This window comes from Streptomyces sp. AC555_RSS877, from assembly GCF_019049245.1.
Taxonomy (GTDB): Bacteria; Actinomycetota; Actinomycetes; order Streptomycetales; family Streptomycetaceae; genus Streptomyces.
Genome location: NZ_JAGMUK010000181.1, coordinates 145,955 through 170,189, shown reverse-complemented (window position 1 = coordinate 170,189; position 24,235 = coordinate 145,955). Strand labels below are relative to the sequence as shown.

Annotated in this window: 21 protein-coding genes and 2 pseudogenes; 8 read left to right on the top strand and 15 right to left on the bottom strand. The window is 68.3% G+C overall.

Going from position 1 to position 24,235, the window contains the following annotated elements:
* The 3 genes from KUM49_RS39275 to KUM49_RS39265 all read right to left on the bottom strand — a co-directional run.
* Nucleotides 1-299: ATP-binding cassette domain-containing protein (locus KUM49_RS39275; protein ID WP_374200258.1), on the bottom strand; the 299-nt coding region annotated here is incomplete at its 3' end.
* Entirely contained in the window at nt 269-1,345 is a 1,077-nt protein-coding gene (locus KUM49_RS39270; RefSeq protein ID WP_217241717.1) for an ABC transporter permease, read from the bottom strand. The genes KUM49_RS39275 and KUM49_RS39270, both read right to left, overlap by 31 nt.
* A complete protein-coding gene (locus KUM49_RS39265; protein WP_217241716.1) occupies nt 1,345-2,364 on the bottom strand; it encodes a sugar ABC transporter substrate-binding protein in 1,020 nt (339 codons plus the stop codon). Before KUM49_RS39265 ends, KUM49_RS39270 begins: the two co-directional genes overlap by 1 nt.
* 288 nt (nt 2,365-2,652) lie before the next feature.
* Between KUM49_RS39265 and KUM49_RS39260 the strand changes: the two genes are divergently transcribed.
* Nucleotides 2,653-3,666, top strand: coding sequence for a LacI family DNA-binding transcriptional regulator (locus KUM49_RS39260; RefSeq protein ID WP_217241715.1), 1,014 nt, complete (start codon nt 2,653-2,655; stop codon nt 3,664-3,666).
* 579 nt (nt 3,667-4,245) lie between these two features.
* On the opposite strand, the gene KUM49_RS39255 is transcribed toward KUM49_RS39260, so the two are convergent.
* Together KUM49_RS39255 and KUM49_RS39250 are read right to left on the bottom strand one after the other, a co-directional pair.
* On the bottom strand, nt 4,246-4,845 hold the full coding sequence (locus KUM49_RS39255; RefSeq protein ID WP_217241714.1) for a hypothetical protein: 600 nt from the start codon (nt 4,843-4,845) through the stop codon (nt 4,246-4,248).
* A 145-nt stretch (nt 4,846-4,990) separates the two neighbouring features.
* Nucleotides 4,991-5,464 carry a hypothetical protein gene (locus KUM49_RS39250; protein WP_217241713.1) on the bottom strand — a complete coding sequence of 158 codons (474 nt, stop codon included), beginning with the start codon at nt 5,462-5,464 and terminating at the stop codon, nt 4,991-4,993.
* A gap of 354 nt (nt 5,465-5,818) precedes the next feature.
* Here KUM49_RS39250 and KUM49_RS39245 point away from each other — a divergent pair, with 354 nt between their 5' ends.
* On the top strand, nt 5,819-6,136 hold the full coding sequence (locus tag KUM49_RS39245; protein WP_217241712.1) for an Imm51 family immunity protein: 318 nt from the start codon (nt 5,819-5,821) through the stop codon (nt 6,134-6,136).
* 380 nt (nt 6,137-6,516) lie between these two features.
* Nucleotides 6,517-6,739 (top strand): annotated as a pseudogene (locus tag KUM49_RS39240) (ABC transporter ATP-binding protein); the annotation flags it as partial.
* Nucleotides 6,740-8,226: 1,487 nt separating this feature from the next.
* On the opposite strand, the pseudogene KUM49_RS39235 reads toward KUM49_RS39240, so the two are convergent.
* From KUM49_RS39235 to KUM49_RS39220, 4 genes and pseudogenes are all read right to left on the bottom strand, one after another.
* Nucleotides 8,227-8,627, bottom strand: a pseudogene (locus KUM49_RS39235) (relaxase domain-containing protein); the annotation flags it as partial.
* A 177-nt stretch (nt 8,628-8,804) separates the two neighbouring features.
* Complete coding sequence (locus KUM49_RS39230; RefSeq protein WP_254402456.1) at nt 8,805-9,095, bottom strand: hypothetical protein; 291 nt, start codon at nt 9,093-9,095, stop codon at nt 8,805-8,807.
* 79 nt (nt 9,096-9,174) lie between these two features.
* Nucleotides 9,175-9,552 (bottom strand): fic family toxin-antitoxin system, toxin component, encoded by a 378-nt coding sequence (locus tag KUM49_RS39225; protein WP_217241711.1) that lies wholly within the window; start codon nt 9,550-9,552, stop codon nt 9,175-9,177.
* Complete coding sequence (locus KUM49_RS39220; protein WP_217241710.1) at nt 9,552-9,791, bottom strand: hypothetical protein; 240 nt, start codon at nt 9,789-9,791, stop codon at nt 9,552-9,554. Before KUM49_RS39220 ends, KUM49_RS39225 begins: the two co-directional genes overlap by 1 nt.
* 615 nt (nt 9,792-10,406) lie before the next feature.
* Here KUM49_RS39220 and KUM49_RS39215 point away from each other — a divergent pair.
* On the top strand, nt 10,407-10,919 hold the full coding sequence (locus KUM49_RS39215; RefSeq protein WP_254402455.1) for a hypothetical protein: 513 nt from the start codon (nt 10,407-10,409) through the stop codon (nt 10,917-10,919).
* Nucleotides 10,920-10,950: 31 nt separating this feature from the next.
* Here KUM49_RS39215 and KUM49_RS49240 read toward each other — a convergent pair whose 3' ends face one another.
* The 4 genes from KUM49_RS49240 to KUM49_RS39200 all read right to left on the bottom strand — a co-directional run bounded on the left by KUM49_RS49240 (nt 10,951) and on the right by KUM49_RS39200 (nt 16,113).
* A complete protein-coding gene (locus KUM49_RS49240) occupies nt 10,951-11,202 on the bottom strand; it encodes a hypothetical protein (protein WP_254402454.1) in 252 nt (83 codons plus the stop codon).
* A 12-nt stretch (nt 11,203-11,214) separates the two neighbouring features.
* Nucleotides 11,215-11,403: a hypothetical protein gene (locus tag KUM49_RS49235; protein ID WP_254402453.1), complete on the bottom strand. Its 189-nt coding sequence runs from the start codon at nt 11,401-11,403 to the stop codon at nt 11,215-11,217.
* Nucleotides 11,404-11,508: 105 nt separating this feature from the next.
* Nucleotides 11,509-12,090, bottom strand: a complete 582-nt coding sequence (locus KUM49_RS39205; protein WP_217241708.1) for a sigma-70 family RNA polymerase sigma factor — start codon at nt 12,088-12,090, stop codon at nt 11,509-11,511.
* Between the two features lie 894 nt (nt 12,091-12,984).
* Entirely contained in the window at nt 12,985-16,113 is a 3,129-nt protein-coding gene (locus KUM49_RS39200) for a BTAD domain-containing putative transcriptional regulator (RefSeq protein WP_217241707.1), read from the bottom strand.
* Between the two features lie 563 nt (nt 16,114-16,676).
* On the opposite strand from KUM49_RS39200, the gene KUM49_RS39195 reads away from it, so the two are divergent.
* From KUM49_RS39195 to KUM49_RS39185, 3 genes are all read left to right on the top strand, one after another.
* Nucleotides 16,677-17,825, top strand: a complete 1,149-nt coding sequence (locus tag KUM49_RS39195) for a serine hydrolase domain-containing protein (protein ID WP_217241706.1) — start codon at nt 16,677-16,679, stop codon at nt 17,823-17,825.
* Between the two features lie 588 nt (nt 17,826-18,413).
* The gene (locus tag KUM49_RS39190; RefSeq protein WP_217241705.1) at nt 18,414-19,253 is read left to right on the top strand and encodes an alpha/beta fold hydrolase; all 840 of its coding nucleotides are present in this window, start codon (nt 18,414-18,416) and stop codon (nt 19,251-19,253) included.
* Nucleotides 19,254-19,353: 100 nt separating this feature from the next.
* Entirely contained in the window at nt 19,354-20,187 is an 834-nt protein-coding gene (locus KUM49_RS39185) for an alpha/beta fold hydrolase (RefSeq protein WP_217241704.1), read from the top strand.
* Nucleotides 20,188-20,402: 215 nt separating this feature from the next.
* Here KUM49_RS39185 and KUM49_RS39180 read toward each other — a convergent pair whose 3' ends face one another.
* A complete protein-coding gene (locus tag KUM49_RS39180; protein ID WP_374200256.1) occupies nt 20,403-20,603 on the bottom strand; it encodes a hypothetical protein in 201 nt (66 codons plus the stop codon).
* 413 nt (nt 20,604-21,016) lie between these two features.
* Nucleotides 21,017-22,594, bottom strand: coding sequence for a glycoside hydrolase family 32 protein (locus KUM49_RS39175; RefSeq protein ID WP_217241703.1), 1,578 nt, complete (start codon nt 22,592-22,594; stop codon nt 21,017-21,019).
* A 208-nt stretch (nt 22,595-22,802) separates the two neighbouring features.
* Here KUM49_RS39175 and KUM49_RS39170 point away from each other — a divergent pair, with 208 nt between their 5' ends.
* Nucleotides 22,803-24,212, top strand: a complete 1,410-nt coding sequence (locus KUM49_RS39170; protein WP_217241702.1) for an extracellular solute-binding protein — start codon at nt 22,803-22,805, stop codon at nt 24,210-24,212.
* Nucleotides 24,213-24,235: the final 23 nt, after the last annotated feature.

Sequence of the window (24,235 nt, the reverse complement as noted above, 5' to 3'; positions counted from 1 at the left end):
GTGCCGTCGACGAGGAAGTCGCCCTCGGTGTGCTGGTGCAGCCCGGAGATGATCTTGATGAGGGTGGACTTGCCGGCGCCGTTGTCGCCGAGGACGCACGTGACACGGCCGGGCCGGACCTGGAGGTCGACGCTGTGCAGGGCGCGGACGTTGCCGTACGACTTGCCCGTGGCCTTCAGTTCGACGACCGGGGCGTCGTCCTGGGCTTCCGTGTCCCTGGCGAGGGTGTCTTCGGGGGTCGCGTCGTGGGTCGTTGTCATGGGGTGGGTCACCTCCGGGTCGCCGCGCGGCTGACCCACAGATTGATGAGCGTGGCACCGAGGAGCATCACGCCGAGGAATGCCTTGAACCAGTCGGGGTTCCAGCCGGCGTAGACGATGCCCTGCTGGACCATGCCGAACATGAAGGCGCCGAAGACCGGGCCGATCGCGGAGCCGTAGCCGCCGGTCAGCAGGCAGCCGCCGATGACGGCCGCGGCGATGTAGATGAGTTCCTGGCCCACGCCCTCGCCGGACTGCACGGTGTTGAAGGAGAACAGCTGGTGCATGCCGACGAACCAGGCGCCGAGGCCGACCAGCATGAACAGGGAGATCTTGGTGAACGTCACCGGCACACCGACGGCCCGCGCGCTCTCCTTGCTGCCGCCCACCGCGAAGATCCAGTTGCCGTACTTGGTGCGCAGCAGCACCCACGTGGCGATCGCCGCGAAGACCAGCCACCACACGACCGTGATCTTCACCTGGACGCCGCCCACCGCGAAGGACGAGGCGAAGAGCTCACGGGCCTGGTCGAAGCCGTCCATGTCGCTGATGTCATCGGAGGCGACATTGCCGGTGACCAGCTTGGTCACCGCCAGGTTGACGCCCTGCAGGATCAGGAAGGTGCCCAGGGTGACCAGGAAGCTCGGCAGCCCGGTCTTCACCAGCAGCCAGCCGTTGAAGAAGCCAACTCCCAGCGAGACCAGCAGGGCGGCGATCACACCGACCCAGACATTCGTGGTCAGCTGGAAGCTGAGCATGGCCGCGGTGAGCGCCGAGGTGATCACGGCGACACCAGCCGACAGGTCGAACTCGCCGCCGATCATCAGCAGGGCGACCGGCAGGGCCATGATGCCGATGGTCGACGACTGGTACAGGATGTTGGACATCGAGCTGCCGTCACGCACCGGCGGTGCCGCGATCAGGAAGAACACGTACACCGCGGCGGCGCCGAGAAAGACACCCACCTCGGGGCGGGCCAACAACCGCAACATCAGGGGGCGTTGAGAGGCCTTGCCACCGGTCTGCTTCGGGCCGGAGGCCGGCGGTGTGGTCACCGCCGGCGCAGCCTGATGGGTCACGCTCATCACCGGGTTCCCTTGGCGGCGAACCGGGCGACGGCGTCGACGTTGGAGTTGTCGACGAAGGCCGGGCCGGTCAGCACGGGCTGCTGGCCGCCGCCGCTGAAGTTGCCGTTGGTCTTGTAGAGCCAGAGGGAGTCGACGGCCAGGTAGCCCTGCAGGAAGGGCTGCTGGTCGACCGCGAACTGGATGGTGCCCTCCTCGATGGCGGACACCAGGGCCTTGTTCAGGTCGAAGGTCGCGACCTTGGCCTTGCTGCCCGACTCGGAGACCGACTGCGTGGCCGTCAGCGCGATGGGTGCGCCGAGGGTGACCACCTCGTCGATCGAGGAGTCCTGCTTCAGCTTGGCCGTGATGGTCGACTTCACCGACGGCATGTCCGTGCCGTTGACGTAGAGGATGTCCGTCTTGCCGCTGAAGGTCTTCTTCACGCCGTCGCAGCGCTCTTGGAGGTTGACGTCGCCCTGGGCCTGGATCACGCACAGGGCGTGCTTGGCGCCGGAGCCGTTGAGCTTGGAGCCGAGGGCCTCGCCGGAGACGGACTCGTCCTGGCCGAAGAACGACAGCAGACCCTGCTGCTTCCAGACGCCCAGGCCCGCGTTGAGGCCGACAACGGGGATGCCAGCCTTCTTGGCCTTGGCGACCACGTCCTTCAGGGCGTCGGGCTTGGCGAGGGTGACCGCGATGCCGTCGACCTTCTGGTCGATCGCGTTCTGCACCAGGTTGGCCTGGTCACCGGCGGTCTCGTCGTTGGAGTAGATCAGCTTGACGTTGTCCTTTGCCGCGGCGGCTTCGGCGCCCTTGCGGATGGTGTCCCAGAAGGTGTCGCCGGAGGGCGCGTGGGTGACCATCGCGATCGTCATGCGCGGTGTGGAGGCCTTGCCGGCGGAGACGTCGCCGGCGCTCTCCTCGGCCTTCTTCCCGCCCGAGCTGCTGGAACAGCTCGCGAGGGTCAGGGCGGCCGCGGCGGCCACCGCCACTGCGGGGGCGATTCTGCGGGAGCGGGGAAGCGGTGTGCGGGTCATGGGCGTGCACCTCACTGTGCATGGAGGAGAGAGGGGGATCCGCGGATTTTCGGGTGGGCCACCGGAGAGGAGTGGCGATCAAGGCCTCGGGAGCAGTGGTGGAGCGAGGAGGCCGATGTCGCCGAGGCCGTTGTGCGGCCTCGCGCTCACTGGCTGAGCTCTTCAGAACGTCAGGACAATTTAAAGCGCTTTAAGTCCTGGTACTATCAGCCTTGTTTCGTGATCGTGTCAAGGGTGTTGCTCGAGGAGATTTGCCGCGCGGAGGTACAAGTGGCCGACAGTGGTTCCATGCGTCACCGCAACGGCGGGCACAAGCGTCCGCGGTTGGAGGACGTAGCCGCGCGGGTGGGCGTGTCCACGGCGTCGGTGTCCCTGGTGCTGCGCGGGGTGCCCGGCCCCAGCGAGCGAACCCGGCAGCGTGTCCTCAAGGCGGCTGCCGACCTCGGCTACCAGGTGGACCGCACCGCCAGCACACTGGCCAGCCGGCGCAGCCGACTGCTCGGCGTCATGGTCGACATCCGCAGCCCGTTCCATGCCGAACTGGTCGAGCACCTGCACACCGCGGCCGAGGAGGTCGGCTACGACCTCGTCCTCAGCACGCTCACCCGCACCCGCGACGAACAGACCGCGGTGGAGACACTCCTGGCCTTCCGCAGCGAGGCACTGATCCTGCTCGGCCCGACCTCGCCCGCCGACACGCTCGCCGCCCTCGACAACAAGGCCCCCGTCATCGCCGTCGGCCGCCGCATCGCCGACGCCGTCCTGGACGTCGTACGCACCGCGGACGACGACGGCGTGGGCCAGATCGTCGACCATCTCGTCGGTCTCGGTCACCGCGAGATCGTCTACGTCGACGGCGGCAAGGGCGTCATCGCCACCGACCGGCGCCGCGGCTACCGAACCGCCATGCGCCGCCACGGACTGGGCGAGCACATCCGGGTACTCACCGGCGACCAGACCGAGGCGGCCGGCGAGCACGCCGCCCGCCACCTCCTCCACGGCCCCCAACTACCCAGCGCGGTCGTCGCGTTCAACGACCAGTCGGCCATCGGGGTACTGGCCGTCCTGACCCGCGCCGGCGTCGCCGTCCCGGGCCGGGTCTCCGTCGTCGGCTACGACGACGACACGCTCTCCCGGCTGAGCTGCTTCAACTTGACCACCGTCAGCCAGAGCGCCCAGGAACAGGCCCGGCACGCGGTGACCGCCGCGGTCGAGCGCCTCGACCAGAAACGCACCGAACCCCGCGAGGTCGTCCTCGCCCCCCGCCTCGTCCTGCGCGGCACCACGGCCGAACCTGGGTGACAGGGGGAAGGCGGGGCGGGAGCGGGGGCGGGCGAGCCGCCGGGTCAGATGGCCCGACTGCCGGATATCCGGGGACAGACAACCGTTGAGCACTGGCAGGTCGCGGAGGCGGGGCGACCGCGGGCAGGACGTGGTCGCGGCTCGTGTCGGCGTACCGTGACCTGACTGCCGTGGCGGTGCTGCAGGCGGTAGTCGGCGGGGAGGCGAGGTGCGGTGTGGCGCAGAGATCGTCGTCGCACCAGCTGGACCTGCCGCGTCGCCGGTGACGGTGGCCCGGTGCGCGCTGCACGCCGGGGGCTGCCCAACCTCTGTCCGGCCGACGCACACCTCGTACCGCGACACAGCCTCGGGCTGTGCCTTCTCGCGGCGCTTGCAGCGGCCCGTGGCTCTTCACCCTGCGCAAGCCGAACACCGAGCTGGACCTCGACCTCGTCCGCACCATGGCCTGCTGAATCACCCACCAGCCGAGCCGCCAAGCCACACGGCCCACGAGCGGCACGGCGGCCGGGACACCGATCCTCGCCCGATCGCCCAGTCAGGAATCCTGTCCGACCAGGCCGTCCAAGGGACAACGGCGCTTCACGGCTGACACCGATCTTCCTCAGCCAACGCGGCCGCTCCACGTGTCCCGATGGCGGCGAAGACGCCCGCCAGGATGTATCCGACACCAGTCAGCCATGCGAAGCCGGTGACCTGCACATCAGAGTGCAGCGTGGCCGCAAGGAGACCGATCGCAACAAGGTGCAGGGCCCCAAGCCCCACGAGGAACATGACGACGAACCAGTGATAGATCCAGTACACGCGGCGCAACAGGGCAACCACCGCGGCCAGGAGCAGGAGCAGCAGCACGGCGATCACAGCCGCACATATCCATTGTGACCGCACCTCATACGCCTCGGCTTGAGGCCCCGGATCAGCAGCTGTCACTATCCCCAAGCCCAGGAGGGCCGTGGGCAGCAACGCGACGGCGGCAGCCACGAACCGAGCCCAGGGCGCCCGTACTCCCACTGTCGTTGCCAGCAGAAGGGCGACCAACGACCACGCGAACGCGGGAACCAGGTAGAACTGCACGACCGGCAGGATCGCATCGCTGACGTAGGACTCCAGGCGCTCACCTGCATCCACGCCAGGAATTGAGCGTTCGCCGCCCCTCACCCACGGCAACACCACGCTGGACATCGCGGCCAGCGACGCCACCAACCCCCCGGCCAGCCCCACCCACCGCATCCCCCGACCTGTCATGCGGTCACGGTAACGATCGAGTGATGTGTACACAACCAACGGCGGAAATGTGTGGACTGCCAGGAAAGCGCAGAGCGGCAGCTCAAGGCTGACGCAGAAGTTCTTCCAGGGCCGCGCGGGTTTCGGCTATCCGCTTCCTCCAAGCCGCGCCGCGCAGGATCGTGAAGTCCCGTGCGACCTCGGGCTCAGCGCCGCTCACGCAGCATCCGTAGACCGAGGATGCCATGTCCTCGGTGAGGAGGTGGTCGTAGTGGAACGACCCCTCGAAGCCGGCCCAGGCCACGGCTCGGCCGTCCGCGCACAGGCGGCGCAACGTCTCGCGCGTGTAGACGTGCAGGGGGAGCGAGGTGTCGCGGAAGGTGAGGTCGTACGACATGAGGCCCAAGGGGGCGATCGCCGTGGGCTGCTCCATCAACATGAACGGGTGCACCTCGTCGGGCACGAGTCCGGCGAGTTGGAACGCCTGCGGCGGCAGCGGTTCGTTGCCCGCGCCGATGACGAACACGGTCACCATGGCGGGACCCAAGAGGCACAGTCCTTCCTGAATCCCGGTCACGGGGGACCCCTTTCAGCTGGTCGCGGCTGCCCCCTCATCCTCGCAGGTGCAGTGTCAGAGACACCTCCCGCCGCACGTCGTCCACACCCTGCCCCAACGTCAATCCCATGGGGTCGAAAGCTCGACCGTAAAAGCACCCAGTACACCCGCAGCCTGAGCCAAGCGGACGCGTGGCAGCTGACCGGCTATCTGCTGCTCGACACGGACGACCGGTACCGGATCGACACCCTCGGGCCTGTACCTGTCTCGCTCGGGCACGCTAGTGCTGTGACGGGAAGGTTCACCAGGGGCAAGAGCAGACAAGCGGTTCGGTGAGTTGGACTGCCTGTGCACTGGGCGTGGGAGGATCGCGCTGTGACGATCACCCTGCATGACTTTGACGGCGAGTACTCGCTGACGCTCTCTGTCGGTGACCTGGTCGCCGATGCTGCAGTACTTGCCACCGGGCACGAGCCAAGTGGGTACTTCTGGGAAGGACTTGTGCAGTTCGCCTGGCCAGATATTGCTGAGCGCCTCGATTTCGACAGCGAGGGCGGCATGTTCTGTGCGCTCGGGAGCTCAAGTGACCTCGCGCAGCTCAGAGCTGCTCTTGAAACCGTGATCTCAAGTCCCAGCGCCGTTCGCGAGATTGTTGCCCGTGCGGAGACATCAGGCTTCGAGTTCGACGACTAGGGCGTTTCGTCTGGATCAGCGGGCGGCCCAGAGGAAGATGCCCGCAGCGGGGGTGGCGACAGGGCCTTGGCATCGAACTCCAAAGCGGCCGCCTCCTCCCCGAACCCGGTCACCGACTTCCGTACCGCAGCAGTCAGTTCCACTTCGGCCGGTCGGCGTCGGCGCAACATCGGTAAGAGCCCGTCCACCCCAGGCCGAACAGGAAAGTCACAAGATGGCCGATCACACCCGGAATCCTCACGCAAATGTCCACCTTTTAACTGCCCTTCGCATCGCTCCAATCGTCACTCGGCGAACCCATTTGCGGTCACCGCACTAGCGGCAGCCATAGCGCTATGGAACAGTCAGTCAGTTCCGGGGAACCGTTAAGTCACATGTAGGTCAGCGACGGCCAGCTGCAACGCGCCTGCCTGGCTCGTGCGACGCTCACGCTGGCTGATCCGCGACGAGATGATCGCCATGCCGGACGCGTCCCCCACCGCCGCGCTGGTGGCCGCCGTCCAGGACTACCGCGCCGCCACCGGCGCCGGCCTGCTCGCCGTGGGACACGACGAAGTGCTCCTGGACCGCTGGTGCGACTACACCCTCCACTGGAAAGACATCGCCGGCCGCATCTCGCCCACAACCGGGACGCCCCCGCAGGCATCGGGCCTGCTGGAGTCCCTCCCATACCCGACCGCGAGGCGTGTCAGTGGCAGGGGCGATCCTTGCCCTGTGACGAGCCAGGATGACTACCAGAGTGCCGATCAGACGCTCCATGGGCCATTGCCTGATCCACGTTCCGCGATCGAGGGAACGGACTGGACCGAACTTGAGCATGCCTACGGGGTTGCGCAGGACACTCCACTTCGCCTGCTTCAGCTCCTGGACGAGGACCCGGAGGTGCAAGCGGGGGCGCTGGAGCTGCTGGACATGTCCGTCCTGCATCAGGAGTCCCTTTACAGCGCGACGGCGCCAGCCGCCCTGTACGTATCCGCGGTGTTGAACGACCCCCGCACCCTCGCCCGCCACGAGAACTACTCCACCTGGGATGACCAGCCTCGACCGCTGCGTGCTGCCTTGCTGGAATGGCTGGGTCAGATCGCGGATTCGGCGGCATACGGCGAGACGAGCGAGGAGGAGGAGGACGGCAATGATCCGGGCGTCACCGATTCGGTCCGCGCCGTCCGCGGCACGATCCACGACGCCGTCTCCGCTCACCTCTTGGCCCCTGACCCCACCGTCCGCGCTGCTGCCCTCCGCACCACCGCAGCGCTAGTTCAAGCCCCTGAGCTGGCAAGTCGCATCTCCAGAACCACCCGAATTCTGCGACGGCTGCTGCTCGAAAGCACCGACCGGCGGGAACGCGCCAACACCATCTTGACCATCGGCACGTGGGGCCAGGACACCACGATCTGGCTCGAGGACCCCGACCCCGCCATCCGTGCCTGCGCCGCCCTGTCACCCGCATGCGCCGACAACACCAATGCGACGCGAACAATCCTCCACGCTCTACTCGAACCCGAAGTCATCGACTCCTGGTTCCTCGAACCCACCGCCGCTGATCCCTGGGCCGGGGAACCGCTTCCGCATATCGAAGGCCGTCTGCGATATGCCCTTCTGTCCGTGGCCATCGAACGCGCTGCCGACTTCGAGGAGCTCCTGCCAGCCGCCATGGCCTCTGTGCCGTTCTGCAGCAACCTCACCGTCGCCCAAGACTGGGGACCGCTACTCGCAGCAGCTTTCCCTTCCGGCTATGACCAGGGCACCAACCTCACTCTCGCTCAGCACCGCTATCTGAGCGCTCTCGCCGACCGCGACGTGTGCTGGCGACACACCCAGCTCATCACCTCATGGTTCGACGACATCGGCCTTCCCGCAGACCGGGGCGCCATCAGGGCACTCCTGACCGGGCCGGCACCGGGCAGGAATACCGCACGGTTCGAATGACGCGCCCCACCAACTACGCCGGGTGCCGATACCGACCCGCGACCATCACGGACGGCAGACGTCCTGTCTCAGTGAAGGCTGAGCGATCTCACCGATGGTTGACGACCTGGCAGTCTGACTCGCTGAAGCTCAGCGTTGAGGACGCTGCAGCGCGGGCTGGTCCCGATGAGGCGCCGGCCGAGGCCCGCGATTTACATACCGGGCGCTTGCCTGGCGTCACCTCGCGCGACTCCCACGCCCACCCGAACCGGGCGGATACCTCCTCCATGAAGTAGAGGGAATACGGGGTGCCGGCCGCCACGATGTGCTCCAGCATCGAGTCCGCCGACAAGTTCCCCCACGTCCCCCTGACGTCCGGCAGCCGGGCACAGATCGACACCAACGCATGATCATGAAGGAGCGGCTTCGACTCGACTGCTCTCGACTCGTAGTGCCGGAACAACGCGACGAGCAACCCGTCCTTCACCTGACGCCGGTGCTTGCCGCCGCTCCCCCAGCGGATCTCCGCCCCCGACTCCTCGCGTCACGCCAGCGCCTTGTCCCGGGCGATGTCCTGGCGCATGGGAGTCAGCTTGCAGGAGTCCCGCGAACAGCCCCAGGACCAGGGCTGAACTCCCGCCGGACGGGCACGGTCCGCCCGGCGGTTACGCCGCCGAGACGGGATGTAGGCGCCGTTCCCCGGTAGGCCGCAGGGCCCGTCGCTCCTTGTGGGGGGTGACGGGCCCTCCGGATTCCGGCATCAGGACTTGGTCGACGGCTCGTCGGCCTCCTCGTCGTCCGGCCTCTGGTGTTCCTCCACCAACTGCTCGATCTCCCGGGGGACCTCGTACAGCGCCTCCAGGACCAGACCCCAGGCCAGGTCCCGCAGCTCCTCCGGTACCTCGCCTTCGATCTTCTCCGCGAGCCTGTCGATCTCGAACCGGGCGTCATCCTCTGTGCCCGTGGTCGGCGCGGTCATCGCCTGCCACACGAACCGGCCCACCCCGGCCGCGACCCGGCCTATGTTGCCGAGCACCGAGCCCACATCCATCTGCGCTTCCTCCCCCGGTGGTTGGTGTCCTGCCGCAGCGAGGCCCGCCCCAGTGTGCGGGGCGGGCCAGCGAGTCGCTTCAGGTGGTGGTGGGCCAGGCTCGCAGCAGGGCGGCGATCCTCCCGGCGGTGCAGGCCGGGTCCAAAAGCAGGTCCTTGAGAGCGATGGCGTCCTCGCGGGCGGGTTTGACCGTGATTCCGGCGGCCTCGAGGTACATCACGCCCGATGCGGCGGCCACGGCGAGGTTGGAGCGCTCCAGCCAGCGGCACCGGCCCAGCGTGTGCACCAGGGCGGCGGCCTTGGCGTAGGGGCCGTCGTAGACGGCCTGCTCGAACAGCTCGGCCTGGTGGCGGGCCACCGCCGAGATGGGAACGCCGTAGTCGTCAGGTGCCGGATCGTTCGCTCCAGCCGCCTCGGCAACCTGCAGGATCCAGGGCACGTCGATGTTCAGATCCATCAGGCCGCGCGTGCTCCCCGCGGTGCGTGCTGGGCGTCCTCGGCTTCGTCGAAGACGCTCTGATGTTCGGCCAGGAAGCGGGCGGCGCCGTCGACCGCGCGGGCGCGCAGGCCGCTGGCGTCATCGTGCACGAGCCGGGCGAGGTAGTCGCCGATGCTCAGTCCGAGGTCCGCGGCGCGTTTCTTCGCAAGTTCCGCGACTTCTTCGTCCACGCGCGCGCCCAGCTGTGTCTTGGCCATACCGACATGGTAACAGGTGTTACCGGAAGGGGTGGGCGACAGCAGCGTCAGGTGCACCATCGTCCGCCCAGCCCCCCTCGAAGAAGGCGGCGACCAGGCACACGCGGTCGTCAGGGGGTTGCCTCGCGCGGCGTTTCGTGCGGCCTTTGGCGAGCCATCCGCCGATCTTGACGGTGTCACCGTCGACGCGGATGGCTCGCGAGCGACGGGCGCGCGGCCTTGGCGTTGGAGGAAGAGCTCCAGGAGCTGGACGGTCTGGGCGAAGGTGCGGCGGGCCCGTCGGAGGGAGTGAGCGGGTTGGCGAATGCAGCTACTGTGTGCGGCAGCTACCGGACCGATTGATCAAGTTCGACGCACCATTCGAGGCCGAACGTTAAAGATCAAGTTCGGCTTCGGTTCGCTTCTCCAGACGGCTGCCACGCGGCCGGGTGACGGACATGATGTCGCTGGGGCTGTCCAGTGCGAGGCGGTGCCACCGCCCGCGCGGGACGATGGCCGCAGTGTCGGCCGCCAGCTTGACATCTCCTCTTCTTCCCCCGGCCGCTCCGGGAGGATCCCGCAGGCCGATATGTGTTGGCCGACTGGGCAGAAGGCCGAGAGACTCAGGCTGTGGACATGGGGATCTCTGGTTTCGAGCCGTCCCTCCTGGTCGGGCTCGATGCGATTCGGCAGGCGCACGGATCACGTCTGGCGACGCTCGCCGGTAGGCGGTTGACGGGGTTCGCCGTGGTGCGGTTCGCCGAGGACGGGGACTGGTTCGCCGACTGCCCGGTGGTGCTGGACTTCGACGGCATCCAAGTGGAGGTCTGCCACTGGAAGCTCGACGAGCTCTCGATCGGCTGGGGCACGATCGACACCGCGGCGGACATCGCCGGGTGGGAGTGGTTCGAGCTGGCCCCCCAGTGGTCTCAGCGCGATGAGCGCCTCGAACCGTTCGTCGGCCAGGAAATGCGCGAGGTCGCACTCCTTGAGTGGCGGCCGGCAGGCCGTGACCTGGCGGCTGGAACGGTGGCGGTGGAGTTCGCCTTCGCTGGGGGCTGTCTGCGGATCGTCAACGGACTCGACGAGAACCGCATCGAGGTCGGTGAGGCCCAGCCGGAGTACGTTCGGCACCGGCTGGGCCGATGAGTGCTACTCCCCTGTCAGTCTCCGGTTGATCTCAATGACCGGCACCAGGGTGGCCCGGGCGGGGATCCCGATCTGCCTGGGGCGTCGGCCCGGCCGGGGTACGGACCTCGGTGAGTCGCTCCAGTATCTGGTCAAGGGCGGCTTGGCCGTCGTCCACCGCGGCTCGTTCGTCGTCCTTCAGAGGGATGGCCGCGAGCATCTCCTGCAGGTTCTCCTCGGCCTCCAGGAGTTGGCCCTTGCTGAACGCCGTCGGTGTGTGGAAGTCGCAGCGTTCGCAGGCCATTCGGTGCTGCCACTACTCGAAGAAGGTGTAGGTGCACCAGCCGTGGCCGAGGTCGTAGTACTGCCGGGGTTCGACGTTCGCGGTGGCCCTGGAGGCGACAGCGTCACGGTCGACGAGCACTTCGACTGCGCGGACGTTGCGGGCGTTGCGGGCACAGCAACCGGCGTCGTTGTAGGCCCTGGCCAGCGTGTTCGGGTGCACTTCGCGTAGTGGGCCGTGGCTTCGGGCGTCCGGGTTCCGAACCACTCCTGGAGCTCGAACAGGAACATGGGCTCCTTAGCGTTGTGGAGCCGGCCCGTGCCATGGCTACTCGCCGAGTACGTCTTGTTTCTCCAGGGCCTTGCGCAGTGCCCGCACGGCGTAGAAGGCACGGCTCTTGACGGTGCCGGGCGGTATGCCGAGGTGCTCGGCTGCCTGGGCGACGCTGCATTCCAGGTAGTACATGAGGCGGATGATGGTCCGATGCTGCTCTTTCAGCTCCCCCAGTGCTTCCATCACCGCGTGGGAGGTGATCGTGGAATTCATGCCATCCCAGGATGTGTCCAGGTCCTCGACCGGCATCAGCTCAAGCGGCCTGATCTGCCGAGCCCGGTGGTGGTCGATGACAAGGTTCCTGGCCACGGTGAACAGCCACGGACGGATGTGGTCGCCGCGGGTGCCCAGGAACCGGGCGTGTTTCCAGGCACGGGCCGCGGTCTCCTGGAAGATGTCCTCCGCCTTGTGCCAGTCGCCGTCCAGCAGACGCGTGGCGTACCGGACGAGCAGAAGTCCGTACTGATCGTAGACGTCTCGGATGAAGGCATCGCAGCCGGCGTCCGCAGTGACGTTCCGGGCATGCGCCCGAGCCGGAGCGAGGGGGGTGGTCCCCGCTTCCATGATCCCGTTCATGGGTGGTACCCAATCGTGTTCAAGTGTTCTGTGGCCTGCTCTCCCGCATGCGCGGGCGAGTGGCTCAACCCTCGTAGGGGGCCCTTGGCGAAACCTTGTCGTCTCCTTGTCGTGGCCCTTGACGTCTCTCGCTGACCGCCGTCGGCCAAGTCCTGGCGTCCGCTGCGGAGCGCGCTTCCGGGCCGAATCGCACACCGAAGGACCGCCGCCCTGGCGATCAGGCCGCGGGCGCGGAGCTGGCGCCCGCTCGCGTCGCGACACCCGTCATGACGCGCTGGTACGCGTCGACCAGGCACCGCACCAATCGGCCGGTCCGCCGCCGCGCATCCGCCGCACGATTGCCGACGCACGGCGAACCGGCCGCCCTGGACGCCGTTTTCACGCGCTGAGTGCCCGCGTCGCACACCGGGCCCGTAGGGGCTGTGTGGGGCCCGGCGGTCGGCACATGTGACTCAGTGAATGGGAAACCTGGATGGCCAGCGACCAGGAAGCCGTCGGCCGTTGGCGGAAGAGCATTGACGCTGTCTTCGGCGAAATCTCCGAGGACAGCAATGAGAACAGGGTGAACCGGAGGGCCGCCCGCCACGTTCAGCAGACCGAACGCCTACACATCGGGGCCGCGGGCCAGGTGGCGACACCTCGCTCGCCGACCCTGTGCCCAGGTGGTCAGGCATTCGCGAGGTTGAGGGGCTCAAAGCAACGCTGCAGTCCGTTACGACTCGTTCGAAGCCTCGCACCACTTGCTTGGCCGACCCCGACCCGGCCGCCGACGTGGGGATGCCTTGCGCCCCTGCCTGCGGGTGAGAGGAGGCCCGCGCCCGCTGGAGCTCAGCGGATGCGCGGACGAGTGATCATCTGCTGAACCATCCCGGTCGGTGTTGACATCGCTCGTGATCAATACACCTGGCGCGCAGGATCACCACTCCTCGGAACCGGGAGCTTATGGCCCCCGGCCGCCCTCTCCGGCACGGTGGGCGTGGGATCCGCGTCCATGTCCAGGGCGGTGAGCCGGTCACGGACCTGCTGGGCGCTGTGCGACATGGCTCGCTCATCGGCGCTTTCGAGGGCGTGCACCCAGTCCGCTCGTGCGCCTTCCCGATCGCCCAGGGCCAGCCGGGTGTCGCCCAGACGCATCAGTGAGCCGATGGCGTTCCTGTGGTCGCCCAGTTCCTCGAACGCCCGCGTCGCCCGCTGGTAGGTGGCGACCGATTCCTCGTAACGGCCGAGCATACGGAGGTTGTAGCCCGAAACGTCCCAGGCCTGGGCCAGCTGCCACGGCGCGTCCAGGCGCTGGAACAAGGCGATGCCCTCCTCGCTGTACTGAAGGCTTTTCTCGAGCTGCCCCAGGTTGGAGCGGAACCAGGCGAGTTCGACGAGGCACTCGGCCAACCACAACTCTCCACCTGTCTCCCGGGACAGCTCCAGTCCCCGCTCGGAGGACGTCACGGCCTCCTGGATCCGGCCGAACAGGAACAGCGCGCACGCCGTGACGTAGTGAGCTCGGGCCAGGTCACCGGTTGCGTCGAGCTCTTCGAAGATCGTGGTGGCGAGTCGCAGGTGGTGCAGGGCTTGTTCCTGATGGCCGAGATAGCCGTGGACGCCGCCGAGGTGGCGAAGGCAACGGCCTTCTTCGAGACGGTTGTTCTGGCGCCGGGCCACTTCGAGAGCGGGGGTCAGTGCGGTGACGGCCTCGGGCCAGAATTCCTGGCGGTAGAGATAGTCCTTGAGCGACCAGGCCAGCCCGGAGGTGTGGTGGTCCAGCTTCTGGCTGACGGCGGTGTGGAGCAGGCCGTTCAGCACCCGGTGTTCGGCAGTGAGCCATCGGGTTGCCTGCTTGATGGTGGTGAGGTTCTCCGGGGTGACGCCCGGGTTGGGTGCACCGAGGTCGAGCTCGGGCGTTGTGTCGTGTTTCAGGAGCTGGTTGGCCTCGTGGGCGGTGAACATGTAGTGGTCCAGGACCCGGAGGGTGGAGTGGTGGCGTTCCTGGGTGGTGTCGTGGGTGTGGGTCAGTTCGGCGGCGTAGCCCCGCAGGAGGTCGTGCAGGCTGTAGCGGCCGGGCAGTGGTTGTTCCACGAGGCAGGAACTGACCAGCCCGGCGAGTGCGCGGCGGGTTCGAGGGAGGGGAAGGCCGGCGAGGCTGGCGGCGGCGGGGGCAGTGATGTGGGGGCCGGGGTGCAGGGCCAGGAAGCGGAAGAGCCGGGCGGTGGGCTCGTCCAGGGACTGGTACGACCAGGAGAAGACGGCGCGCACGTCGGTGGTCGTGTCGAAGCCGGTGAAGGCGTCGAGGCCGCCGTGGGTGTGTCGCAGCTCGTCGGCGATGGCGTGAAGGGGGAAGGACGGATCGAGTTCGGCACGGGCTGCGACCACGGCCATGGCCAGGGGAAGTCGTCCGCACAGGCGGATGATGTCGGCTGTGGCGGTGGGCTCGGCGACCAGTCGTTCGGTTCCCAGGCGTCGTTCGAGGGCTTGGTGGGCCTCGGTTGGTGAGGGCAGTGGGAGGGTGAGGGGCTTGGCGCCGTCGGTGGTGATCAGGCCGGGGAGTTGGTTGCGGCTGGTGATCAGGGTGAGGCAGCCCGCTCCGGCGGGGAGCAGGGGGCGCACTTGTTGCTCGTCGCGGGCGTTGTCCAGGACGAGGAGGATCTGCCGGTCGGCGAGGAGGCTGCGGAAGAGTGTGCTGCGGCCGGGGGTGTCTTCGGGGATGCGCTGGGCGGGAACGCCGAGGGCGGTGAGGAAGCCGTGCAGGGCGTTGCCGGGTTCGACGGCGGGTGCGTGGGGGTGGAATCCGCACAGGTTGACGAAAAGCTGACCGTCGGGGAAGGAGGGAGCGACGCGGTGGGCGTGGTGAACGGCGAAGGTGGTCTTGCCGACACCGGGAGCACCGCTGATGACGACGACAGGGGCAGCGGTCGGTCCGGGCCGGCCCGGTGCACCGCTCACGGCCGACAGCCACGCCCCCTCGGCCGCCCGCCCCGCGAACACCGGGAGACTGCGCGGCAGTTGTGCCGGCCGTGCCAGGGGCGGCGACGTGGTTCCCTCATCATCCGTGGCCGGGCCGCACCTCGCACCGGACCGATCGGCCACGTCGGCCGGTGCGTCGGCGGCCGGGCCGACGGGCGCGCTTGCCCCGCCATCGTCCGGCATCCCGGACATGGCCGCCCCGCTCGGATCGCGGCCGTGCCCGGCACTCCCGCCGGGGGCGGATGCCGCGCCGAATCTGTGCAGTTCATCGGCTGAGTGAAGGGGTGGCAGGTCGTGGTGAAGGATGCCGTGGTGCAGAGCCCGTAGGGATGGGCCGGGTTCGAGGCCGAGTTCGTCGGCGAGGTGCCGGCGCAGATCGGTGTAGCGCTGAAGCGCTTCGGGGTGCCGGCCGACGAGGTAGAGGGCGCGCAGCAGCAGGGCCCAGCCGGTTTCCCGCAGGGGATGCTCCGTGGTCATCTCCTGTGCCGCGTCCAGGGCTTCGGTGATCCGTCCTTGCAGGAGCAGGGCAGTGGTGCGGATCTCGCGGGTGGTCTGCCGCAGTTCTTCCAGGCGTGCTGCCTCGTGGGTGGCGAACAGGTGGTGCGCGGCGTCGGCGAACGGGATGCCGCGCCACATCTCCAGGGCTTTTCCCGCCTCTTCCACGACGCCTTCGGGCCGGCCCTGCTCCATGAACCGGTGTGCCTGGGCAAGGGCCCGCTCGAAGCGCACGGTGTCACGGCTCTCGGGCGGCACACGCAGGGCGTAGCCCAGGGGTTCGGTGACCAGCACCTCGAAGGCACCCTGTCGGCGCAGGTGTTGGGGTTCCAGGACCGCGCGAACCTTGCTGATGTGGGCGTGCAGAGAGCCTAACGCTCCGCCCGGTGTCCTTCCCGGCTGCTGTGGCCACAGTTCCTCGCACAGCGTCTGCGGAGCGACCGCCCGGCCGTCGGCGAGCAGCAGGCGGATCAGCAACAGCCGCTGCCTGCGCCGACCCGGATCGAGTACCGTGCCCGCTCGCCGTACCACCAGCGGACCCAGCAGCCCGAAGTCGAGACCGTGCCTCACAGTTGTCACCGTACCCACTCAGAATCCCGCTCGACGGCGCCGCCATCGGGGGCACATCCTTGACCATGACCCGCGGGCATGTGGGCGACCCGCTCCCGCGGTGACGAAAACCGGGCGCCGGCAGACCCGGACACCCGCGCGCCCCCGTCGCGGTGACCTGTCCGCCAAGGTGGGGGCCGGAGCAGGTGATCGGAGCGGCAAGGACCCCGTCGTCCGCTGCCCGCATACCGGACAGGACACTAGCAGGACGTCACCCGGCGCGATGACTTCGCCGACGAGCGTCGATGCGCTCTGGTGACAGGGGCGCCTTCGCCGGCCACGGCGCCTGCAGCCACGCCCCATCCCACCCGTCCTGAGAGGCAGTCTCTTGCCGGCGGCCAGGCGCTGGCCGGCTTCCTCGTCCACGAGGGAGACGCGGCTTGTGGTGCGCTGAGCACGGTGTGCGCCAGATGGCTCGGGACGAGCCCACCACACATGCCTCTCACCTGCGAGGAAGCGTGAACCGGCGTGACGTTCATTCCGTTGAGTGATCGAACGGTCGTCGTCAGGAATGGGAAAAAGACATGGTCATCGTCGAAGGAACGAGCACTGCCCGGTTCGAACCGGTCCGGGCGGCGCTGGCAGCGCACCTGGAGTGCGGCGAGGAGTTGGGGGCGTCGATCGCCGTCGATGTCGACGGAGTCATGGAAGTCGATCTGTGGGGTGGGCATGCCGACGAAGCGCGGACAGTTCCGTGGCACCAGGACACGTTGGTCAGCCTGTGGTCGACCACCAAGACCCTCAGCAGTCTGGCGGCCCTCGTACTCGTCGACCGGGGGGCACTGGATCTGCACCGCCCGGTCGCGCATTACTGGCCCGAATTCGCTGCTCAGGGCAAGCAGGACATCGAGGTGCGGCATGTCCTGGCACACACCTCGGGGCTCTCCGGCTGGCAGCAGCCCTTCACCATCGACGATCTGTACGACTGGCCGACCGCGAGCGCCCGGCTGGCCGCGCAGGCGCCCTGGTGGGAGCCGGGCAGTGCCTCGGGCTACCACGTGCAGACTCAGGGACAGCTGGTGGGAGAGCTCGTCCGGCGGGTCAGCGGCCGTACCCTGACCGAGTTCGTCGACACCGAGATCGCCAAGCCGTCACAAGCCGACGTCCAGATCGGTGCGCGGCAGGCCGACTGGCCGCGTATCGCCGAACTGGTGGCCCCGTCGCAGCTCTCCGGGATGCCCGCCGGTCTCGATCCCGAGGGGATCTTCATCAAGACATTGCTCGGCAGCCCCGCCCGGGACGAGCACGTCGACACCCCGCAGTGGCGTCGTGCCGAACTCGGAGCCGTCAACGGACACGGCAACGCGCGAGGCATGGCCCGTGCCCTCTCCGTGATCTCACGGCGCGGCCAGGTGAACGGCCACCGGCTCCTCTCCGCGGACACGGTGGACAAGGCCCTCGACGTACAGGCCGACGGCGTCGACCTGTTCCTGGGCGTTCCCGTGCGCTGGGGCATCGGCTTCGCGCTCGCCGATGCGAGGACGATGCCGCACATGCCCACCGGAAGAATCTGCTTCTGGGTCGGCCGGGGCGGTTCGATCGTCATGATGGACCTCGACCGGCGCGTCACGTTCTCGTACACGATGAACCGGCTGGGCGACGGAATCCTCGGCTCTGAGCGCACCCTCAGCTACATGAGGCATGTCTACGAAGTCCTGGACTCCACCGGCTGAGGCCCGCCCGCTCCACCCCGGAGGCCCGGAGGCCCGGAGGCCCGGACCAGGAGCTCCGAGGGCGAAACCGAGACTCACCGGTTCAACTCGCCCGTCAGAGTGCCGTTCTCGTGTTGTGCGCCCGCCGCAGTGCGAGGGCGCACCACCCGATGACCAGGGCGTTGATCAGCGCCCCCGAGAAGCGCACGGCGAGCGTGCCCAGGGCGCGGGCTCGATCACATCGGGAAGCGGCTGACCACCGTGCCCCGCCGCCACGTTCGACGCCCGCGAACGAACATCCCGTTCTCGAAGTGAACCGGCCGTGTCTTCTCATCGTAGGACAGGACGAAAGACGCTCTGCCCCGGCCAGTTGGAGGGCAGGCGGTGCTCCAGGGGCTGGTCGGGCGGCAGCCCGGCAGCCGCTCTCCGGGCCGCTGTCGCGTGTCGCCCACCACCCGTCCGATTCGCGCTGACCACCTGGCGCAGACGGAACGCACGACAACTCGGTCATCCACAAAGGAACTCGGTGCTTCGTTTCTCGAACGCACCGGCCCACCTCGCCGGCACGGTCCGGTGAGGGACGACAACCAAGGAAGAGGACATTCACGCATGCGCATCACCCGCCTGGCCCGTCCGAGCCGCAGATCCGCCCTGCTCGGTGTCACAGCGGCCGTGGGGCTGTCTGTGGCCGCAGTCACCCTGCCCGGCGTAGCCGGTGCGGCGTCCCACCACCCGATACGTCCGACGATCGTGCTGGAGCACGGGGCGTTCGCCGATGCGGCGAGCTGGGACGGTGTCGTCACCCGGCTGCAGCGTGCGGGCTATCCCGTGGTGTCCGCGGCCAACCCGCTGCGTGGTCCGGCGACTGATGCCGCCTACTTGCGCAGCGTCGTCGAGCACATCGACGGGCCCGTGGTCCTGGTCGGTCACTCCTACGGCGGTACCGTCATCAGCCAGGCTGCCGCGGGCCTGGAGGGCAAGGTGAAGGCGTTGGTCTACATCGCCGCGTTCCTGCCCGACACGGGCGAGAGTTCGCTCGGGCTGACGAACAAGTTCCCCGGCAGCACCCTCGGCCAGGCGATCGAGTCCGTCAACTACACGCTGCCCGACGGTGGTCAGGGCGCCGACGTGTACATCAAGCCGGCAAAGTTCCGGGACCAGTTCGCTGCGGACGTGCCGGCGGACAAGGCCAGGCTCATGGCAGCAGGACAGCGTCCGATCGCCGCCGCCGCGCTGGAGGAGAAGTCGACGAAGGCCGCCTGGAAGACGATCCCCTCCTGGTCGCTGGTCACCACCGAGGACCTCAACATCCCCGTGGCCGCCCAGCGCTACATGTCGGCCCGTGCCGGGGCTCGCACCACGGTCGTCGACGCGTCGCACGCGGTGTCCGTGTCCCGCCCCGAGGCCGTCGCAAGCATCGTGGAGCAGGCGGCCCGCACGGTCCGCTGACCGGCAGCTCCGCCCTGTCGCGGCATCGCACGTGCCCACAGTCATGCCCGTCCGGGCACTTCACCACCAGACGCATTTCTCACCGAAAGGCAGTACCACCATGGGGTTCATCACCGTCGGCCAGGAGAACTCGACCAGCATCGAGCTGTACTACGAGGACCACGGCACCGGGCAGCCGGTCGTGCTGATCCACGGCTACCCGCTCGACGGCCACTCCTGGGAGAAGCAGTCCGCCGCCCTGCTGTCGGCCGGCTACCGCGTGATCACATACGACCGGCGCGGCTTCGGCCGCTCCAGCCAGCCCACCACCGGCTACGACTACGACACTTTCGCCGCCGATCTCAACACGGTCCTGGAGACCCTCGACCTCACCAACGTCGTCCTGGTCGGCTTCTCCATGGGTACCGGCGAGGTCGGCCGCTACCTGGGCACCTACGGCTCCGCCCGGATCGCCAAGGCAGCCTTCCTGGCCTCCCTCGAACCCTTCCTCCTCAAGACCGACGACAACCCCGGCGGCGTCGACGGCACCATCTTCAAGGACATTGAAGGGGCCGTGACCGCCGACCGATACGCCTACTTCACCGCGTTCTACGAGAACTTCTACAACCTCGACGAGAACCTCGGCACCCGCATCAGCGAGGACGCCGTCCGCAACAGCTGGAACGTCGCCGCCGGAGCCTCCTCGTACGCCTCCCTGGCCTGCGTGGCGACCTGGTCCACCGACTTCCGTGCCGACCTCCCCAAGATCGACGTCCCGGCGCTGATCCTGCACGGGACCGCAGACCGCATCCTGCCCATCGAGGCAACCGGAGAACGCTTCCACCAGTCACTCCCGCAGGCGGACTACGTCGTCATCGACGGCGCCCCCCACGGCCTGCTGTGGACCCACGCCCAGGAAGTCACCCAGGCCCTCCTCACCTTCCTGGCCAAGTGACCGACGGCCGACGACCCTGAGCCTGCTCGTTCGTTCGCGGGCCGCTCGTCGGCAGGACCACCGTGAACCGTGCGCACCCCGCCGTCGTAGCCATGACGGCGGGGTGGACGAGTTCTTCGGGCACCACCCTTGTCGTGACAGCTACGTCGGACGGATCGTGTAGCGCAGGTACCGCCCGGCGCTGAGGACATCGCGGTTGGGTCCGGGCGGCGGCGTCATGCCGGGTGGATGAGGCGGCTTTCGTAGGCGAAGACCACGGCCTGTATCCGGTCGCGGAGTTCGAGCTTTTTGCAGGATCCGCCCAGATGGGACTTCACCGGCTGCGGCCTGGTGTTTTTCGGCAGGCAGCCCGAGGCTCCGGCGTTGAGGCCGGCGAAGGCGTATTCATCCAGGTCGAAGGAGGTGAGGATCAGCACTCTGCTCTGTGGGGAGCTCGGATGACCTGTCGGGTCGCCTCGATCCCGTCGGTCCCGGGCACCGGGTTGCCGCAGTGGATCCTGGAGCGCCCGTGAGTCTGAACCTGTCGACCGACAAGGACACCGGGGTCGCCGTCGTCATGCCCTCCAGGTCGGTCACGACGCCTCCGTTCGTCGGCACCTCCTTGGTCTTCGCGCCATCACTCATCGGCCCCTTCCGATGCCTCGCCGAGCACTGCCTTGTGGCACCGCCCGGGAGACATGGGCCCTCGCGTTACGTGCCGCGGAGGACATGGGCACTACCTTCATGGTCCCTGGTACCGGCCCCGCTGCAGTACCAGGACAGGGCAGAGAGCCCTGGCGCGCCGGTCGTCGGCAGCCTCTCGGCCCGCCCCGGCCACCTCCCCGTCGGATCAGACCGTGAACTCCCGGATCACCACGTTCCGGAACACCGCCTGCCCGTCGATCGTGAACAGCGCCAGTGCGGTGTCGGACGGGTCGGGGAAGGCCTCGGTCGAGTGCACGTACCGGCCGTCGTCGACGAACATCTCGACGGACGTGCGGTCGACGAGGATCCGCAGGCGGACCGTGCCGGCGGACAGGTCGAACGGCGTGCGGCTCTCCTGCCAGCGGCCGGAGGTGTCGGGGCTCACGGTGTAACCGCGGTTGACGAAGGCGTAGTCGCCGTAGACTCCCGCGTCGATGTGCCGCCCACCGTCCGACGACCGCCGCAACTGGAGGCCGGCGCCCATCAGTTGGTCCCAGGTGATCTCACAGGTCAGCTCGTACGCGGCACCCGTGTAGTCGAGCGGTCGTGTGCCGTCGACCGCGATGTCGCCGAGGTCCACCGTGCGCGACACATGGTCGTCCAGGGCCGCCACCGGCTGGGACGCCAGGTAATACGTACCCGACGCGTGCTTCAGTCGTACCTCGCGGACGATCGAGTCGGTGCCGTTGAAGCCGTCGCACTCGATGGTGGGCGTGGTGTTCGCGTAGTCCCAGTGGTTCATCCAGCCGATCGCATACCGCACGTCAGGGTCCAGGGCTCCCCGCGCGTCACGTTTGTCGAAGGTGACCGCCGCGTACCAGTCCCAGCCGTGGTCCAGCCACTGGGGATCGGACGCGTCGGCGGTGAAGGTCGTACCGTCGAAGGAACCCGTCCAGTACGCGAACGTGCTCGGCAGCCCGGAGCCCTTGCCGTTGGCGCTGACGCCCAGCACCCACTTCCAGGTCCCGTCGTCCGCCCTGATCCGGAACAGGTCGGGGCACTCCAGGACGCCGATGCCGCCCTTTATGAAGCCGCCGACGTACGTCCACGCCTTGAGGTCGGCGGAGTGGTAGAAGCCGACTTTGTCGTTCTCGGCGAGCAGCATCACCCACCGCCCGCGCTCCTCGTCGCGGATCACCTTGGGGTCGCGGAAGTCCCGTACGCCGGGGTTGGGGAGGACCGGGGCGGTGCCGTGGTTCGTGAAGGTGCGGCCGTCGTCCGTCGAGTAGTACAGGTACTGGGCCTGGGTGACGTCGTCGGGCGCCATGGTGGCGAGGACGATCACCGCGCCCGCGCCGAAGCCCGCCGTGTCGTCCGTGTCGACCACCGCCGAGCCGGACCAGACATCGCCGCCCGGGGTCGTGTCCTTCGGCACGGCGATGCCCCGGTCGGTGAAGGAGACGAGGTCGGTGCTGGTGGCCAGGCGCCAGGCGGTGCCGGCCGTCGTGCCGCCCGTCGAGTAGTCGGGGTTGTAGAGGTAGTAGTAGTGGTACTCGCCGTCGATCCAGATCGGGCGCTGCGGGTCGTTCATCCACTGGTCGGGGACCGTGAAGTGGTACTCGGCGCGGTAGCTGCCCGTGCACGCGGCCGTCGCCTCGCGGGGCACCGCCACCGCCGGTCTCACGAGGTCCGGCAGCAGAACACCGGCGGCGCCGACGGCCGAGGCCGTCAGCAACGACCGCCTGGACAGTGTCTCCCCCGGGCCGAGCGAACTCCTCTTCATGCCACGCATCGTGCGGCTCCCTTCCCCGACGTCGTCGTCGGGACGCGGCTCATGTCGACCGGAACCGTATACCTAACACGTTAAAGGTCAAGCCCTCGCGCACCGGCCGTTCCCCAACTTCCTATCCGCTCACATCCCTTGACAGAGCCCCAGCGGGGTTCTCATCATCGTGGAATCAAACCTCGGCTAACACGAGTTAGGCTCGCCGATGACCGACTCGCTCCTCTCCCGACGGGCCCTGATGCGCTACGGCGCATACGGCGCCGGAGCCGCCGCTCTCGCCGGTGTCGCGGCCGGCTGGGACCGCCTCACCGCCGCCGACATCCCCGGCCGCGACGACGGCTCGCTCGTCATCGCCACCCTGGGCTCCGCCTTCAACCCCGAGGCGCAGCGCGCCCTGCGCGACGGATTCCGCGAGACCCACCCCGACATCAGGATCCGCATCAACCCCGTACAGGCCTACGACTGGTCGGACTTCTTCTCCAAGATCCTCACCCAGATCGCCGCGGGCACGGCACCCGACCTCGTGTACGTCGCCACCGAGGGCGTACAGCTCTTCGCCCAGCGGCTCGGCGTACCGCTGGACAGGTGGGCGAAGCGGGACGCGGCCGAGCTGCGCACGTACTTCGCCGACGTCCATCCCTCGCTGGTCGAGTCGATGATGTACGAGGGGAGCCTCTACCAGCTGCCGGTCGAGTTCAACGCGGCCGACATGTACCTCAACAGCCGGGTCCTCGAACGCGCGGGTGCCGACCTCCCCGACGACGACTGGACCCACGACGACTTCACCACGCTGCTGCGAGCGATGAAACGGAGCAACGGCGACCGGTTCACCCCGTACTTCTGGACCAACCGGCTGTGGGGCGGCGTGGTCCCCTGGCTCTTCGCCAACGACACCAACCTCCTCACCGAGTCCAAGGCCCCCGGCGGCGACTGGCTCTGGAACTCCTTCTATCCCGAGGCACAGCGGCGCGGCCGGGGCGGCGGCTACCGGTGGACGACACCCCTGGCCGACTCCGACCGCGTCGCGGAGGTCTACGACTACCTCTCCTCCCTCGTCCAGGAGGACCTGTGCACCCGGCCGGAGGGCGGCGACGGCCGCAACCTCGTCGGCGTCTTCTCCACCGGCCGCGTCGGTGTCACGCCCGCGGGCGGCTTCTGGGCGGGCGGCCTGCATCAGGCGGGCATGAAACCGGCCGACTACGACGTGCAGTACTTCCCGCGCCGGCGTACCCGGCGTCACCAGTTCGGCGCCGCCGGGTACGCGATGCTGCGCACGTCGAAGATGCGGGACGAGGCCTGGGAGTTCATCAAGTACACCGCCCGCAAGGACGTGATGACCCAGCTCTTCGCGGCCAACCAGACCACTCCGGCCCGCCGCTCCATGGTCGACGAGGCCCGCTACCGGGAGACAGGACCGGCCCACTGGCAGGTCTTCTACGACACCCTCGACAAGATCCCCACCACCGGCCCGATCCCGGCCCCGCCGCAGGTCAACGAGGTCGAGCAGCTGCTGATCAAGCACACCGGAACCGCCCTTGCGAGCCCCGGCGCGGTGCGTCCCGCGCTGCGCCGGCTGCAGGGGGACCTGGAGAAGGCCATGGAGCGTGAAGTGTGACGAACACCGAGATCAGGCCCGTG

Bases quoted from the DNA above. Each gene is read 5' to 3' on its own strand.
- KUM49_RS39270 (WP_217241717.1), bottom strand. From the start codon at position 1,345: ATGAGCGTGACCCATCAGGCTGCGCCGGCGGTGACCACACCGCCGGCC.
- KUM49_RS39265 (WP_217241716.1), bottom strand. From the start codon at position 2,364: ATGACCCGCACACCGCTTCCCCGCTCCCGCAGAATCGCCCCCGCAGTG.
- KUM49_RS39260 (WP_217241715.1), top strand. From the start codon at position 2,653: ATGCGTCACCGCAACGGCGGGCACAAGCGTCCGCGGTTGGAGGACGTA.
- KUM49_RS39255 (WP_217241714.1), bottom strand. From the start codon at position 4,845: ATGTCCAGCGTGGTGTTGCCGTGGGTGAGGGGCGGCGAACGCTCAATT.
- KUM49_RS39230 (WP_254402456.1), bottom strand. From the start codon at position 9,095: ATGGATGTGGGCTCGGTGCTCGGCAACATAGGCCGGGTCGCGGCCGGG.
- KUM49_RS39225 (WP_217241711.1), bottom strand. From the start codon at position 9,552: ATGGATCTGAACATCGACGTGCCCTGGATCCTGCAGGTTGCCGAGGCG.
- KUM49_RS39220 (WP_217241710.1), bottom strand. From the start codon at position 9,791: ATGGCCAAGACACAGCTGGGCGCGCGCGTGGACGAAGAAGTCGCGGAA.
- KUM49_RS39215 (WP_254402455.1), top strand. From the start codon at position 10,407: ATGGGGATCTCTGGTTTCGAGCCGTCCCTCCTGGTCGGGCTCGATGCG.
- KUM49_RS49240 (WP_254402454.1), bottom strand. From the start codon at position 11,202: ATGGCCTGCGAACGCTGCGACTTCCACACACCGACGGCGTTCAGCAAG.
- KUM49_RS39205 (WP_217241708.1), bottom strand. From the start codon at position 12,090: ATGAACGGGATCATGGAAGCGGGGACCACCCCCCTCGCTCCGGCTCGG.
- KUM49_RS39195 (WP_217241706.1), top strand. From the start codon at position 16,677: ATGGTCATCGTCGAAGGAACGAGCACTGCCCGGTTCGAACCGGTCCGG.
- KUM49_RS39190 (WP_217241705.1), top strand. From the start codon at position 18,414: ATGCGCATCACCCGCCTGGCCCGTCCGAGCCGCAGATCCGCCCTGCTC.
- KUM49_RS39185 (WP_217241704.1), top strand. From the start codon at position 19,354: ATGGGGTTCATCACCGTCGGCCAGGAGAACTCGACCAGCATCGAGCTG.
- KUM49_RS39175 (WP_217241703.1), bottom strand. From the start codon at position 22,594: ATGAAGAGGAGTTCGCTCGGCCCGGGGGAGACACTGTCCAGGCGGTCG.
- KUM49_RS39170 (WP_217241702.1), top strand. From the start codon at position 22,803: ATGACCGACTCGCTCCTCTCCCGACGGGCCCTGATGCGCTACGGCGCA.